Here is a 13,935-nt window from a genome sequence, read left to right as displayed (position 1 = left end):
GCCTACTCCCGGACCTTGGACACGATGGTGAACATCACCGTGCCGAACAGGATCGTCGCAAACGACCAGGAATACAGTGTCAGAGACAATGGCTGCATCAGCATCACGACACCGGCGGCGATGATCGTCGTCGCGATGGCTTCGAGCGGACCACGCCGAAGGACGCGGTCAGCGAGTCCACGACGTGCGATGGATGGCGCGGCATCGGGACTCATTTGCGGACAGCTCCAAAGGTGATGCCGCGCAGCAGATGCTTGCGAAGCAAGACCGTGAACACCACGATCGGCACCAGAAACAGCGTCGTGCCGGCGGCCACCGCGGGCCAGTCCTGCCCGCCCTCGCCGATGATGATCGGGATGAACGGCGGCGCCGTCTGCGCGTTGCCTGAGGTGAGAAGCACCGCGAAGGCGTATTCGTTCCAGGCGAAGATCAGGCAGAAGATCGCCGTCGCCGCGATTCCCGTCGTGGCCTGCGGCAGCACCACTTTCACGAACGCCTGAAAGCGGGTGTATCCGTCGATCATCGCTGCCTCTTCGTACTCGCGCGGGATTTCGTCGATGAAACCCTTGAGCAGCCAGACCGCGAGCGAGACATTGACCGAAGTGTAGAGCAGGATCATCCCGAGCCTTGTGTCCGACAAGCCGATGGTGCGATACATCAGATAGATCGGGATCGCGACCGCGATCGGCGGCATCATCCTGGTCGACAGGATGAAGAACAGCAAATCGTCCTTCAGGGGCACGCGGAACCGAGAGAAACCGTAGGCCGACAAGGTGCCGAGCGCGACGGCGAGCACGGTCGAGCCGAACGCAATGATCAGCGAATTGACGAAGCGCGGCACATAATTCGAGGGACCCGCGACCACCATGTTGCGTTCGCGCGCGATGCTGTCGCAAAGCCCCTGCGGCGGCCCCAGCGAGCGAATGAACTCCGGCGTCTGGCGCGAGCGCGTCGTGAAGAGGTTGCAGAAGCCTTCGAGCGACGGCTTGAACATCACCTTCGGCGGATAGGAGATCGCGTCGTCAGGCGACTTGAACGCGGTGAGCATGATCCACGCCAGCGGGATCATGGTGACGATCGCATAGAGCACGACCAGCGAGCCGGCAAAACGCCGCGTCGTGGCCGACGGTTCAACGACTGAATGGGCTGTAGTGGCTGAGGTCATCGGCTTTTCACCTTGTTCAGCGCTTTCACATAGATGTTGGCGAGACCAAAGACCGCCACGAACAGGATGATCGCGAAGGCCGAGGAATAGCCGGTGCGCCAGCTCTCGAACGCCGACCGCTTTAGCGTGATCGAGGCAACCTCCGTGGTCGATCCCGGCCCGCCGCCGGTGAGCAGATTGACCATGTCGAACATCTTGAAATTCTCGATGCCGCGGAACAGTACCGCCAGCATGATGAACGGCAGCGCCATCGGCAGCGTGATCGACCAGAACTGCCGCCATTTCGACGCGCGGTCGACCTCCGCCGCCTCGTAGATGTAGTCCGGGATCGAACGTAGGCCGGCGAGACAGATCAGCATTACATAGGGCGTCCACATCCAAGCATCGACGATGACGATGGCCCAGGGGCTCAGCGTGACGTCGCCCAGCATCTGGAAAGACGAGGCCGCGCGGCCGGTGAAGAAGGCAACGACATAGTTGAACAGTCCGATCTGGGGTTGGTACAGGAACGTCCAGAAGTTGCCGACGACGGCCGGCGACAGCATCATCGGCAGCAGGATGATCGTGGTCCACATCCCGTGCCCGCGGAATTTCTTGTCGATGAGATAGGCAAGACCAAATCCAAGAACGGTCTCGATCACCACCGTCCAGATCACGAAATGCGCGGTGACCTGCATCGCGGCCCAGATGTCCGGATCGGTCAGGATCGACTGATACCAGTCGGCCCCGAGCCAGATCGTCGGCACGTTGGCCCGGTTGGCGCGGTAGTTCGTGAACGACAGATAGATCGTCCAGAGCAGCGGGAAGATATTGATCGCCAGCAACAGCACGATCGTCGGCGTGATGAAGAGCCACGCGAGCGTCTTGTCCGACAAGCCCCGGATACGACGCGCCACGCCTGGCCGGACCATGACGGCCCGATAGGTGATCCGCGAAGAGGCGCTCAGTTCATTCATTGCATCGACCGATCCTGACACCGGGGTCGTCGACCATGCGACAAATTCCGGTCATCTCGAAAGGAGCCCGGAGCACGTTCGCACGTGCTCCGGGCAGCTATCTCAGAACTTTTTGCCTTCTTCCTTGAAGATGGCCTTCCAGTCCTTCACCAGACCGTCGAGTGCTTCCTGTGCGGTGCCCTTGTCGGCCACCACATAGTCATGCACGCGCTTCTGCTCGGCTTGCAGCAACTGGGCGTACGAAGGCTCAGCCCAGAAGTCGGCGACCATTCCCATCGATTGCAGGAATTCCTTGGCGAAGGGCGCGCTGGTCGGGAAGCTCGGATCGTTCAGCACGGACTTGGCGCAGGAATAGCCGCCGAGCGCCCACCACTTCTTCTGGACGTCGCCGCCGGAGAACCACTTGATGTATTGCAGCGCCTCGGCCTGGTTCTTGGAGTAGGAGACCACCGAGATGCCCTGTCCGCCGAGCTGCGTCGCCTGCGCGGCGGGACCTGCCGGATTGACGAAGAAGCCGATCTTGTCGCCGCCGACATTCGGGTCCTTGTAGAGGCCCGGGAAGAAAGCGAAGAAGTTCATCTGTAGCGCGACCTGGCCGGACTTGAACGCATCAAGGCCCTCCGACATGTAGGAGTTGGAGGCGCCGGGCGGCGTGCAGCACTTGTAGAGCTCCTTGTAGGCCTCGAGGCCCTTCACGGCACCGGCCGAGTTCACGAACCCGTCCATCGCATAGGGCTTCTTCGGATCGTCGTATTTGAAGCCGTAGTCGTACAGGTAGTTCGAGACGCCCATGGTGATGCCTTCCGAGCCACGCTCGGTATAGATCGAAGCGCCATAGACCTTCTTGCCGTCGATCTCGCGGCCCTGGAAGAACTGCGCGACGTCTCGGAGCTCATCGAGGGTCTTCGGCACGCCGATATCGCGGCCGTACTTGGCCTTGAAGTCCTTCTGCACGTCCGGCCGCGCGAACCAGTCCTTGCGATAGGTCCAGCCCACCGCATCGCCCATCGCCGGCAGCGCCCAATAGTTTGGCGTGTTCTTCGGCCACTCGGAATAACCGACCACTGTTGCCGGCATGTAGTCGTCCATGCTGATTCCTTCCTTCTTGAAGAAATCGTTGAGCTTGACGTACTGGCCGTTCTCCGCCGCGCCGCCAATCCATTGTGAATCGCCGATGATGAGGTCGCACAAGGAACCGTGCGAATTGAGTTCGTTAAGAAATCGATCGGCGTAGTTGGTCCACGGCACGAATTCGAACTTCATACCAATGCCCGACTTGGCGGTGAAGTCCTTCGACAATTCGACCAGCGCATTGGCCGGATCCCATGCGGCCCAGCACAGCGTGATCGATTTGCCTTGCGCCTGCGCCGGCGCGGTCCCCGCACCAACACCGAACGCGGCGGCAACAGCCCCGCATGCCACAACAAGCGTCTTCGTTGTCCGTTTCATTACACGTTCCCTCCGAGTGGGCCGGCCATCGACATGGCGCGGCTTTCCTACCCGCTCGAATGCTTCGAGCAGAGCGACACAGTCCATGACGAGCCGAATAACTAAACTGACGTTTCCTCGCGCCACCCGGATTCTATAGGCCCGGCAGGCTCGATTTGTTTAGTAATGCACGGCTTACTAAACATTGCAAGCGCAGTTTGGCTGGCCGTCCGCTCGGCCGACTGCAATTTTGTTTTCGTCACGAGCTGATCGCTGTTGCAGACAACGGAGTATCGATGGAGCAAGGGTGATCACCAGGTCCAGGTGATAGTGAGCTTGATAGCTTTAGATGAATGACATCAACCAGTGAGCAACGTGCTGGAGCAAACGCTTGACTTGGGTGTGGCTGCGCTACGCGCACAGTTGCGTAGGTGACGGATCTCTGTCCATGACACAGAGGCTGCTGGAACGGCTGCCGATAGCCGCCGGCCCCATCAGGATGGGCCAGAAGCGGATTCGGGTCCAGCCTCGGTTGCAGTGGCCGTCCCGACCGTGTGGTAGGCGCGACCGAAATAGATCAGATTGTCGGTGCAACCGGATCTTTGCAGCGCGACCACCCGGCAGAACAGCACATCATGGGTGCCGACATTGATGACATCGGCAATCCGGCAGTCGAACGCGGCGGCACAGTCGGCCAGCACCGGCGCGCCGGTCGCGAGTGTCGACCACGCGGCGGCGGCAAAGCGTTCCTCGGCGGGCACCTTGCCGCCGAACAGGCGGGACAGTTGCTCGTGACGCGCCGAGAGCACGTTGACGCACGCCACCTTGTTGCGGGTCACGCTGGCATAGGCGGAGGAGACGCGGTTGATGCAGACCAGAAGCGTCGGCGGATCATCGGTGACGCTGCAGATCGCGGATGCCGTAAATCCGGCGCGGCCCGCAGCCCCGTCGGTCGTGACGATGTTGACCGCTGCGCCGAGACAGGCCATCGCGTCACGGTAGTCCCGAGGAGCCACATCCTGCATCGATGTCCTCACGCCTCGATGGCAGGCGCGAACGCGAGCTCGCGCAACACCTGTGCCAGCACGGATGCTCCCGCGGCGACATGATCGGGCTCGGCCCATTCATGCTCGACATGGCTCACCCCGTCGCGGCAGGGGATGAAGATCATCGCAGCCGGACAAACCTTGGCGAGATGACGCGCATCGTGACCGGCAGCGGAGAGGATCGCCATGGCGGAATGTCCCTGCTCACGCGCGGCCTTCGCGATGCTCGCGCGCAGGCGCGGATCGAAGACGTTCGACGGCGCATCCACGAGCGGGCTCACGGTAACCGAGCACGGCGGGGCATTCTCCCGGCAAAGATCCTTGATGCGCGCGCTTGCCGCATCGAGCACGGCATTGTCAGGATGACGCAGATCGATGCTGAAGCTGACGCGCGACGGCACCACTGACGGCGCGTTCGGCACGACGGCAACCCGGCCGATGGTGAACTTGATGTCGGCATCGACTGCGCCGACCTCGGCATGGAGCGCAGCCGCCACACGGGCAAAGGCCGCGAGCGCATCGCGCCGCTCCGACTGCGCCAGCGTGCCGGCGTGACCTTCCGCGCCCTCGATCACGACCTGAAAGGTGTTCTTGCCCTGAATGCCGGTGACCACACCGATGGTGCAGGCGGCTGCTTCCAGCAGCGGTCCCTGCTCGATGTGCAATTCGAGATAGGCCCCGGCAGCAAAGCCGAGCGGCCGGTGCGGCATGTCAGGGAAAGCCTGGAGGAGGCGGTCGAGCGCCTCACCGACGCTGATGCCGTCCGCATCGCGCGCTGCGCGGATCGCGTCCATGTCGCGCTCGCCGGTAAAGGCCTCCGAGCCCATCATGCCCGGGACGAAGCGCGAGCCTTCCTCGTTCATCCAGGCGACGACGATGACGTCGCGCGTGGGTTTGTCACCTTGCTCCGCAAGTGAAATCGCTGCCTCCAACGCGGCCATGACACCGGCGGCGCCGTCGAACTTCCCGCCGGTCGGCTGGCTGTCGAGATGACTGCCGAGCAGCAGCGGCGGCGCGGCGCGATCACGGCCCGCCAGCGTCAGGAACAGGTTTCCCGCAGCATCCGTCGACGGTGTCAATCCCCCTTCGAGCGCCCAGCCGATGACGCGGCGCCAGGCGGCTATCTCACCGTCGCTCAGCGCCTGACGGTTGACCCCGCCGGCCGGCGTTGCGCCGATCCCGGCGAGCGCCATCAGGCGGGTCCAGAGCCGGTCGGCGTTGATCAGGGGCGAGCTCGTCATCGGCTATTTCGTGCGCATGATCTGGCCCGGCCGCGCGCGGGGATCGCGTGGCAGCCAGTGTCCGGCCTCGACCTGGGCGATGAACTCGGCAAGCAGCGCGTTGAACGCGGCAGGCTCTTCGAGATTGAGCGTATGGCCGGTCCTGGGGAAGACCGAGAGGCCGCAGGCTGGAATGGTCTTCTTCAGGAAGATCCCGGGCTGGAGACAGTGGTCGTCCTCGTCGCCGACGATAACCAGTGTCGGCACCATCATCTTCTTCAAACCGTCCTCGAGGTCATAGAATGACGGCCGCCGCGCCTGCACGCCCCGCATGGTGTTGGCGGCGCCGCGATCGGAATGCGTGGCGAGACGGTCGGCGAATTCCTTCCAGCCGCGCGGATCCTTGTTCTGGAACTGCACCCGGCTCGCGCCGAGCGCATAAATCTTCGAAAACTCCTTAGCGCCCCGCTTCTCGAAATTGTCGGCGACTTCGAGCGAGACGCCGCGGAAATAGTCCTCGAACTCCTTCTCGCAGCCATAGCCAGCGCCGGCCACGGTGAGCGACAGCGCGCGCTCTGGCGTGCGCAAGCCGAAATGGACCGTGCAGAACCCGCCCATCGACAGCCCGACGATGTGCGCCTTGTCGATTCCGAGCCCGTCGAGCACGGCGACCGCATCGTCTGCGGCAATCGCCTGCGAATAGGCCTCCAAGCTGTCAGGCACGTCCGATGGCGGATAGCCGCGCGCGGCGTAGGTAGTGCAGCGATGGCGCCGGCTGAAATAACGCAGCTGCGGCTCCCAGCTGTCGTGATTGCCGCCGAATTCATGGATGAAGAGGATCGGCGTGCCCTCGCCGGCCTCTTCCACATGGAGCTTCATGCCGTCTTTTGCTGTGATCATTGTCATCGGCATCGTCCCTAGAATTGCGGCGGCAGATCGTTGAGCGTGCGCGCCTGCGCGACCATCTCCGGCAGCAATGTGCAAAGCTTTTCGACCCAGGTTTGCGGAACGGAGGTGCTGATCTTCACGAAACGGTCGCCGAAGCGCTGGGTGTGATAGGTGCCCTGGCGGATCATGATGCCGTGGCGGCGGTAGCATTCGACCAGCGCCTCCGGGCGGATGCCCGCCGCGATGGTTTCGAGCACCAGGAAGTTGCCGTGCGAGGGCATGATCGGCAGCGCCAACCCGTCGATCACGCCTGCCGCCTCCTGGATCATCGCCTTGTTGGCGCGGTCGATGCTGCGGACTTTCTTCATCCACTCGGCCTTGACGGACAGCCCCGCCTGCGCCGCGCGCTGCGCGATGACGCTTGCGCCAAGCACGCTGGTGGAGGTCTGCGCCAGTTCCTCGAACAGATCAGGCGCTGCGACGAGCGCCCCGATCCGCAGGCCCGCGAGCCCAAGCCATTTGGAAAAGCTGGTCGAGACGACGGAGCCTTTCGGAGCCACGTGAAGCGCCGGCGTGTGGCCGTCGGCGAAATCGCGATAGGTGCAATCGTGCACCAGCAGCGCGCCGCAATCGCGCGCGATCGCGGCAAAACTTTCGATCTCCTCGCGGGTGTAGCGGATGCCGAGCGGATTGTTAGGGTCGACGAGATAGATAATCGCGGTGCGCTCATCGACATTCGCCTTCAACGCCTCAGGCGTCAGGCGATAGTTACAGGCGGGATCGTAGATCGGAATCTCGATCACCTCGGCACCCTGCTGGCGCGCGAACAGGCACGGCCATTTCCAGGTCGGATCGGTCGTCACCAGCGTGGTGCCCGGCTTGCAGCGCGCGCGGCAGATCATCGCCAGCGCGTTGACGCCGCCCTCGGTCACCAGCGCTTCTGCGCCCGGCGTGCCGAGATCGGCGACGATGGCGGCACGCAGCGCCTCGAAGCCGAGCGGCGGGGCGTAGGCGTTGAACTCGCCCGCCTCGATCGAGCGCAGCATCGACTCGCGCACGGCGGGATGGCTCTCGATATGGTTGGTGTTCTGGCCGAGCCAGAAGAGCCCCGGCGTCGCCGAGAGCTCGTCGAAATAGCGATTGCGGACCAGCGCCGCGGATTGAGACCCCGACATCGACGCCTCAGATCACCGAGCCGCGCGCGGCAATGCCGCCGTCGATCGTCACCACGGTGCCGGTGATGTAGCCCGACCGCGGCGAGGACAGGAAGGCGACGAGATCGGCGACCTCTTCCGATGTCGCGGGCCGCTTGCCCGGATATTTGTCGAACAGCTCCTCCCAGCGGCTTTCGTCGCCGAGCATGTCGATCGCCTTGCGCTTCATGATCTTCAGCATGCGGTCGGTGGCCACCGGCCCCGGATTGACCGCGACGACGCGCACGCCGTGATCGAGGCTGCGGCCGCCGAGCGCCTTGGTGAAGGACATCAGCGCCGCATTACCGGTGGAGCCTGCGATGTAGCTCGCGTCCCAGTTCTCACCGGAATTGCCGATGATGTTGATGATGACGCCGGCCTTGCCCTTCATCCGCGGATAATAAAGACGCGACAGCGTGATGTAGCCGAACACCTTGAGATCGAAGCCGCGCCGCCAGGCGGCGTCGTCGAGGATCTCCAGCGAGCCGGCCGGGATGTCGCCGGCATTGTTGATGAGGATGTCGATGTCGCCGACCTCGACCGCGAGCTTCTCCATCGCAGAAGTGCTCGACAGATCGAGCGCATGGATCGTGATCTTTACGCCATGGCGAGCTTCGAGCTGCTTCTTGGCCTGGAGCATCGCCTCGCCGTTGCGGGCGGCGAGATGCAGATGGCACCCCTCCGTGGCGAAGAGCTCGGCCACCGCAAGTCCAATTCCTTTCGACGCGCCGGTAATCAGGGCGGTCTTGTTCGTCAGCTTCAGGTCCACTCCGGATCTCCAGGATGCAAGCTAGATATACAAGGTCTAGCAATTTGCATACCAAGAGACCGGAAGATCATTCGAAGGCGGCGAGGAAGTCCAAAAGATTGTCGCCGAGCAGATTGACGTGGTCGCGCATGGCGCTGTGAGCCCGCTCGGGATCGTGCGCCAGGATCGCCTGCATGATCGCCTCGTGCTCACGGACAGTGTCGGCAATCCGGTTCGGCATGCGCGTGACCCGGCGGCGATAGGCCGCCACCTGATTGCGCAGCTTGCGGGTTTGCTCGGCGAGGAAAGTATTGCGCGAGGCCTCGTAGATCGCTTCGTGGAACTCCTGGTTGATGTCATAGAAGACGTCGATGTCGCCGGTTTTGCCCGCAGCGAAAAGCCGCTGATGAATCTCGTCTATTTCAGCTCCCCAGGCCTGAGAGACGCGCCTTGCGGCAAGTCGCGCGCAGAGCCCCTCCAGCTCCGCCATGACCTGAAACATCTCGATCAGCGCCTGCGCCTTGATGCTGCGGACCGTCGCCCCCTGCCGGCCGCGCAGCTCGACCAGATTATTCGCCGCCATCAGGCGGAACGCCTCCCGTACCGGCGTGCGGGAGACGCCAAAGCGCTGTGCAATCTCCTGTTCGTCGAGCCGGCTGCCCGGCTCCAGATGACCGGCTGCAATCGCACCCTCGAGCCTCTGGCGCAGGCTTTCGGCGAGCGTCATGCCGGGGCTTGCGGCGAGGGTTTCGTGCCCATTTTTCACACGCCTGCCTCCGCTATGTGCACCAATATCCGCCATCATGTTTCTCCGATATCAGCACAAGTATACAAAAAGGCGCTCATCTTCTAGCGAAAGGACTGATTTTCGCGCAGAGACACGCGCTGCTCCGGGCAAGTTCGCCGCAGATCTCGCAAGTCTTATGCCTGATTTGCCGGGAAATCGCACTGGCACACGAGTTGCTAAGAGATTTCAACGCGGTCCGCTTTCGTATGCGAATGGCCGCTACCATTATACAAGGACATCACGGTGCAGGCTGCCCGCCTCCCCCATCCCGGACCCACCGTCGAAGCCCCGCAGGCTCACCCGACGCCTGAGCCGCTGCTCGAGCTGCGCGCGATCAACAAGACTTTCGGCGCCGTTGCGGCACTCTCGGGACTTCAGGCGAACGTCGCCCCCGGCGAGTTCGTCACCGTCGTCGGCCCGAGCGGCTGTGGCAAGAGCACCCTCTTCAACATCGTCGCTGGTCTCGAAGAGCCCGATGCCGGCGGCATCCTGCGCTTCGAAGGCAAGAGCTGCCATGCCGCCGACCTGCTCGGCCGCGTCTCCTTCATGCCGCAGCGCGACCTGCTGTTCCCCTGGCGCAACGTGGTGGACAACGCCATCCTCGCGCTCGAGGTCGAGGGCATGCCGCGCGACCAGGCCCGCGCCAAAGCGCTCAAGATGCTGCCCGAGTTCGGCCTCGCCGGTTTCGAGAAGCAATTTCCCAATCAATTGTCCGGCGGCATGCGCCAGCGCGTCGCCTTGATGCGCACCTTCCTGTTCGAGCGCGACCTGATGCTGCTGGACGAGCCGTTCGGCGCACTCGACGCGCTGACGCGGGCGATGATGCAGCGCTGGCTGCTCGATGTTTGGCAGAAATACCGCCGCACCATCCTCTTCATCACCCACGACGTCGACGAGGCGATCTTCCTCGGCGACCGCGTGCTGGTCATGACCGCGCGTCCCGGCTCGGTGAAGCTCGAACAGGTCATCGATCTTCCGCGGCCGCGCCGGCCCGAGATCGTCACCTCTCCCGAATTCGTGCGCCTCAAGCGCACGCTGCTCGATGCGATCGAGGAGGAAAGCATGAAGTCGTTCCAGTCCTCCATCGCGCAGGAGAAACGGCAGTGAACGCGATGTCAGCGAGAGAACCGCAAGCCGCGCCGCGCGGCATTGAACCTGCCGAATGGGATGCCCGCATCAAGCTCGCGGCCTGCTATCGCATGGTCGCCAAGCTCGGGATGGACGATCTGATCTACAACCACATCTCCCTGCGTGTCCCCGGCCACGAGGATCAGTTCCTGATCAATCCCTACGGGCTGCTGTTCGACGAGATCACGGCATCGAGCCTCGTCAAGATCGACACCAAAGGCAACAAGCTCGACGACACGCCGCAGGCCGTCAACGTCGCGGCCTTCGTCATCCATGCCGCGATCCACATCTCGAACCACGACGCGGCCTGCGTGCTGCACACTCATTCCGACGCGAGCGTTGCGGTGTCCGGACAGGAGAGGGGCCTGCTTCCGCTCAGCCAGTTCGCGATGCGTTTCTACGAGCGCCAGGCCTTCCACGATTACGAAGGCGTTGCCATCGATCTCGACGAGCAGGCGCGCCTCGTGCGCGATCTCGGCCCGCACAAGGTGATGCTGATGCGCAACCACGGCATCCTCACCGTTGGCCGGACCCCGGGCGAGGCCTTCATGCTGCTCTATTATTTCGAGCGCGCCGCACGGATCCAGCTTCAGATGCAGGCGGCCGCCGCGTCCGGCGCCACGCTGGTGATGCCGCCGCACGAGGTCTGCGAGAAGGCCGCCTGCCAGTTCTGGGAATTGCAAGGCGACATCCTCGTGCCCGGCGAACGTGAGTGGCCCGCGCTGATGCGCCAACTCGACCGCACCGATCCATCCTATCGCAATTGATTTTCACCGCCTGGAGCATGACCATGTTGAGCCGACGCCACGCTTTCTCCGTCCTCTCCGCCATCGCACTGGCGACCGGCTCGCTTGTCACGGCTGCGCCCGCCGCCGAATTGCAGAAGGCGAGCCTGCGCCTGAAATGGCTGCCGCAGGCCCAGTTCGCCGGCTTCTACGTCGCAGCCGCCAAGGGCTACTACAAGGCCGAGGGCATCGACCTCACCATCAATCCCGGCGGGCCTAACCTGCTGACCGAAAACCTGGTCGCAACCGGCGCCGACACGTTCGGCCTCTCCGGCGGCACCGACAGCGTGTTCGCGGCCCGCGACAAGGGGCTGCCGATCGTCTGCATCGGCGTGTCGCACCAGATCACGCCGTTCATCTTCGTCACCCGCAAGGACGGGCCGGTGAAGACGATCCAGGATTTCAAGGGCAAGACCGTCACCACCTGGTTCACCGGCGCCAACCACGTACTGAACGGCATGCTCGCCAAGGAAGGCATCAAGCCAGATGAGCTGAAAATCCAACCGCAGCAGGTGTCGGTGACGCCCTTCGTGGACGGCAGCGTCGATGTGGTCACGGCGACCTATTACAACGAGTTCTACACCATCCAGTCCCGCATGCCGAAGGACAACCTGAAGACCTTCGTCGCCGAGGACTACGGCATCACCTTCCCGCGCGACACGCTGATCGTGGCCGAGGCGACCACCAAGGAGAAGCCTGAGCTGGTCAAGGCGTTTTTGCGCGCCTCGCTGAAGGGCTGGAAGGATGCCTTCTCCGATCCCAAGGGTGCCGTCGACACCGTGATGGCGGCAGCTCCGACGCTCGACCGCGCGCAGCAGGAGTTCATGCTGACCGAAGTCAAGCGCCTGATGACGGCAGGCGCGGCGGCCAAGAACGGCATGTTCTGGATCGATAACGAGGCGGTCAAGACCGCGCATGATTTCTTCCTGAAGTATGGCGTGATCTCCAAGCCGGTCGATCTCGCGGCAGCCTATGACGCCAGCTTCATCCAAAGCGTCCCGGCGGCGGACCGGCTGCCGTGAGCAGCCCTGCCACGACATCGCGGGGTGAAGGCCGAGCGGCTGTGCGGCCCATGCCCATGCCGGATTCGCTGCGCAAGCTGATCCGGCTCTTGCTCGGCCTCGCCATCGCGGCGGTGATCTGGGAAGGCGCGGTGCTGCTGTTCGGCATCCGGCCCTATTACTTGCCGCGCCTCAGCACGATCCTGTTGACCATGGCGGCCACGCCCCGCGCCTATGTCGACGGTTTCCTGCGGACCCTCGCCGAGACGCTGATCGGCTTCGCCTCCGGCGGCACGTTCGGTGTGCTCATGGGCGTCGTGTTCTTCCGCGTCCGCGCGCTGCGCGAGATGATCTTCCCGATCTTCGTTGTGTCGCAGACCATTCCGGTCATCGCCTTCGGCGCCCTGGTCGTGCTCTGGTTCGGCAATACGCTGCTCGCCAAGGCGATCATCGCATTCTACCTGACCTTCTTTCCCGTGACGGTGAACACGCTGCTGGGCCTGGAGACCGTCGATCCCAAGCAGGTCGCCTTGATGCGCAGCTTTGGCGCCTCCAACCGCCAGCTCCTGCTGCGCCTGCAGCTTCCGACCGCGCTGCCGCAGATCTTCGTGGCGCTGCGGCTCGCGGCATCGCTGAGCCTCGTCGGCGCGATCGTCGGCGAATGGTTCGGCGACACCACCGGGCTCGGCGTGCTGCTGCTCCAGGCCATGTTCACCGAGAACGTCGTTGCGATCTGGGCCGCCCTGCTCGCCGCGGCCCTGCTCGGCACCGGGTTCTATGCGGTGGTCGCCGCGGTTGAACGTCACCTCGTGTTCTGGAGCGCCGAGCAATGAGCCGCGCGCTCGCCTCCCCCTCGCTCGCCGTCCAGCGCGGCATTCTCGGCGCCGTCCTCCTGATCGCGTGCTGGGAAGGCACGGCGCGCGGACTGCATCTGCCGGCCTATGTGCTCCCCGCCGTCAGCGACATCCTCGTCGGCTTCTGGTCCAAGCGTGCAACACTCATCGACGCCGCCGGCTACACCCTGCTCGAGGCATTGGCCGGCTACGGACTCGGCTGCCTGATCGGCATCGCCCTTGCCGTCTCCATCGCCCTGGTGCCGGCGCTTCGCTCTGCGATCCTGCCGCTCGCGACCGCGATCAATTCGGTGCCAGTGGTCGGCTATTCGCCGCTGATCCTGCTCTGGTTCGGCATCGGCGTCAGCTCGAAGATCGTGATGGTGGCGATGGCGGTGAGCTTCACCATCCTGCTGTCGATGCTGGCCGGGCTCGACCGGGTCGATCGCCGCGCCGTCGACCTCATGAAGAGTTTTGGCGCGAGCCGCTTCAGCGTGCTGTGGCGCCTGCGCTTGCCGACCGCGTTACCGCTGCTGCTCGCCGGCATGCGCGTCTCCACGGTGCGCAGCGTGATCGTGGCGATCGTCACCGAAATGCTCGGCGCCCATGGCGGGCTCGGCTGGGTGATCTACCAGGCCGTGCTCCAGATCGACTTCGTCCAGGTCTGGTCGGCGATCTTCGTGGCGTCCGCCGCCAGCCTCGCCTTTTTCGGCCTGATCGGCTTCCTCGAGCGAAAAATCCTGTTCTGGACATGACG

The 13,935-nt window shown here is 63.7% G+C and carries 15 protein-coding genes; 5 read left to right on the top strand and 10 right to left on the bottom strand.

Annotated features, from left to right (window positions below; all coding sequences use genetic code 11):
- Positions 1-2 precede the first annotated feature (2 nt).
- The 10 genes from CWO91_RS12790 to CWO91_RS12745 all read right to left on the bottom strand — a co-directional run bounded on the left by CWO91_RS12790 (position 3) and on the right by CWO91_RS12745 (position 9,410).
- Entirely contained in the window at positions 3-215 is a 213-nt protein-coding gene (locus tag CWO91_RS12790) for a hypothetical protein (protein WP_130213771.1), read from the bottom strand.
- Positions 212-1,165 (bottom strand): carbohydrate ABC transporter permease, encoded by a 954-nt coding sequence (locus CWO91_RS12785; RefSeq protein WP_130213770.1) that lies wholly within the window; start codon positions 1,163-1,165, stop codon positions 212-214. The genes CWO91_RS12790 and CWO91_RS12785 overlap by 4 nt, the downstream gene beginning before the upstream one ends.
- Positions 1,162-2,121 (bottom strand): carbohydrate ABC transporter permease, encoded by a 960-nt coding sequence (locus tag CWO91_RS12780; RefSeq protein ID WP_130213769.1) that lies wholly within the window; start codon positions 2,119-2,121, stop codon positions 1,162-1,164. The genes CWO91_RS12785 and CWO91_RS12780 overlap by 4 nt, the downstream gene beginning before the upstream one ends.
- Positions 2,122-2,223: 102 nt before the next feature.
- Positions 2,224-3,570, bottom strand: coding sequence for an ABC transporter substrate-binding protein (locus tag CWO91_RS12775; RefSeq protein ID WP_130213768.1), 1,347 nt, complete (start codon positions 3,568-3,570; stop codon positions 2,224-2,226).
- A gap of 473 nt (positions 3,571-4,043) precedes the next feature.
- A complete protein-coding gene (locus CWO91_RS12770; RefSeq protein WP_165405397.1) occupies positions 4,044-4,574 on the bottom strand; it encodes a flavin reductase in 531 nt (176 codons plus the stop codon).
- Positions 4,575-4,582: 8 nt separating this feature from the next.
- Positions 4,583-5,836, bottom strand: a complete 1,254-nt coding sequence (locus CWO91_RS12765) for a Zn-dependent hydrolase (protein WP_130213766.1) — start codon at positions 5,834-5,836, stop codon at positions 4,583-4,585.
- Positions 5,837-5,839: 3 nt separating this feature from the next.
- Entirely contained in the window at positions 5,840-6,721 is an 882-nt protein-coding gene (locus CWO91_RS12760) for an alpha/beta fold hydrolase (protein ID WP_165405396.1), read from the bottom strand.
- Between the two features lie 11 nt (positions 6,722-6,732).
- Complete coding sequence (locus tag CWO91_RS12755) at positions 6,733-7,878, bottom strand: pyridoxal phosphate-dependent aminotransferase (RefSeq protein ID WP_130213765.1); 1,146 nt, start codon at positions 7,876-7,878, stop codon at positions 6,733-6,735.
- A 7-nt stretch (positions 7,879-7,885) separates the two neighbouring features.
- Positions 7,886-8,665, bottom strand: a complete 780-nt coding sequence (locus tag CWO91_RS12750) for an SDR family oxidoreductase (protein WP_130213764.1) — start codon at positions 8,663-8,665, stop codon at positions 7,886-7,888.
- 67 nt (positions 8,666-8,732) lie between these two features.
- Positions 8,733-9,410: a GntR family transcriptional regulator gene (locus CWO91_RS12745; RefSeq protein ID WP_208753017.1), complete on the bottom strand. Its 678-nt coding sequence runs from the start codon at positions 9,408-9,410 to the stop codon at positions 8,733-8,735.
- Positions 9,411-9,674: 264 nt separating this feature from the next.
- Here CWO91_RS12745 and CWO91_RS12740 point away from each other — a divergent pair, with 264 nt between their 5' ends.
- From CWO91_RS12740 to CWO91_RS12720, 5 genes are read left to right on the top strand one after another with little or no spacing between them, the layout of a single operon-like run.
- Complete coding sequence (locus tag CWO91_RS12740) at positions 9,675-10,538, top strand: ABC transporter ATP-binding protein (RefSeq protein ID WP_130213763.1); 864 nt, start codon at positions 9,675-9,677, stop codon at positions 10,536-10,538.
- Positions 10,535-11,326 (top strand): class II aldolase/adducin family protein, encoded by a 792-nt coding sequence (locus tag CWO91_RS12735; RefSeq protein ID WP_130213762.1) that lies wholly within the window; start codon positions 10,535-10,537, stop codon positions 11,324-11,326. Before CWO91_RS12740 ends, CWO91_RS12735 begins: the two co-directional genes overlap by 4 nt.
- Before the next feature lie 23 nt (positions 11,327-11,349).
- Entirely contained in the window at positions 11,350-12,366 is a 1,017-nt protein-coding gene (locus tag CWO91_RS12730; protein ID WP_130213761.1) for an ABC transporter substrate-binding protein, read from the top strand.
- A 50-nt stretch (positions 12,367-12,416) separates the two neighbouring features.
- Complete coding sequence (locus tag CWO91_RS12725) at positions 12,417-13,178, top strand: ABC transporter permease (RefSeq protein WP_245471230.1); 762 nt, start codon at positions 12,417-12,419, stop codon at positions 13,176-13,178.
- Positions 13,175-13,933, top strand: a complete 759-nt coding sequence (locus CWO91_RS12720) for an ABC transporter permease (RefSeq protein ID WP_130213759.1) — start codon at positions 13,175-13,177, stop codon at positions 13,931-13,933. Before CWO91_RS12725 ends, CWO91_RS12720 begins: the two co-directional genes overlap by 4 nt.
- Positions 13,934-13,935 lie beyond the last annotated feature (2 nt).

The sequence above is a fragment of the Bradyrhizobium genosp. SA-3 genome (assembly GCF_004212635.1).
GTDB lineage: Bacteria > Pseudomonadota > Alphaproteobacteria > Rhizobiales > Xanthobacteraceae > Bradyrhizobium.
The sequence above is the reverse complement of the archived record's forward strand: the minus strand, read 5'-3'. Positions and strand labels throughout refer to the sequence as shown.

Excerpts from the sequence above, each read along its gene's own strand:
- CWO91_RS12790 (WP_130213771.1), bottom strand. The coding sequence starts at position 215 with ATGAGTCCCGATGCCGCGCCATCCATCGCACGTCGTGGACTCGCTGAC.
- CWO91_RS12785 (WP_130213770.1), bottom strand. The coding sequence starts at position 1,165 with ATGACCTCAGCCACTACAGCCCATTCAGTCGTTGAACCGTCGGCCACG.
- CWO91_RS12780 (WP_130213769.1), bottom strand. The coding sequence starts at position 2,121 with ATGAATGAACTGAGCGCCTCTTCGCGGATCACCTATCGGGCCGTCATG.
- CWO91_RS12775 (WP_130213768.1), bottom strand. The coding sequence starts at position 3,570 with ATGAAACGGACAACGAAGACGCTTGTTGTGGCATGCGGGGCTGTTGCC.
- CWO91_RS12770 (WP_165405397.1), bottom strand. The coding sequence starts at position 4,574 with ATGCAGGATGTGGCTCCTCGGGACTACCGTGACGCGATGGCCTGTCTC.
- CWO91_RS12765 (WP_130213766.1), bottom strand. The coding sequence starts at position 5,836 with ATGACGAGCTCGCCCCTGATCAACGCCGACCGGCTCTGGACCCGCCTG.
- CWO91_RS12760 (WP_165405396.1), bottom strand. The coding sequence starts at position 6,721 with ATGACAATGATCACAGCAAAAGACGGCATGAAGCTCCATGTGGAAGAG.
- CWO91_RS12755 (WP_130213765.1), bottom strand. The coding sequence starts at position 7,878 with ATGTCGGGGTCTCAATCCGCGGCGCTGGTCCGCAATCGCTATTTCGAC.
- CWO91_RS12730 (WP_130213761.1), top strand. The coding sequence starts at position 11,350 with ATGTTGAGCCGACGCCACGCTTTCTCCGTCCTCTCCGCCATCGCACTG.
- CWO91_RS12725 (WP_245471230.1), top strand. The coding sequence starts at position 12,417 with ATGCCCATGCCGGATTCGCTGCGCAAGCTGATCCGGCTCTTGCTCGGC.
- CWO91_RS12720 (WP_130213759.1), top strand. The coding sequence starts at position 13,175 with ATGAGCCGCGCGCTCGCCTCCCCCTCGCTCGCCGTCCAGCGCGGCATT.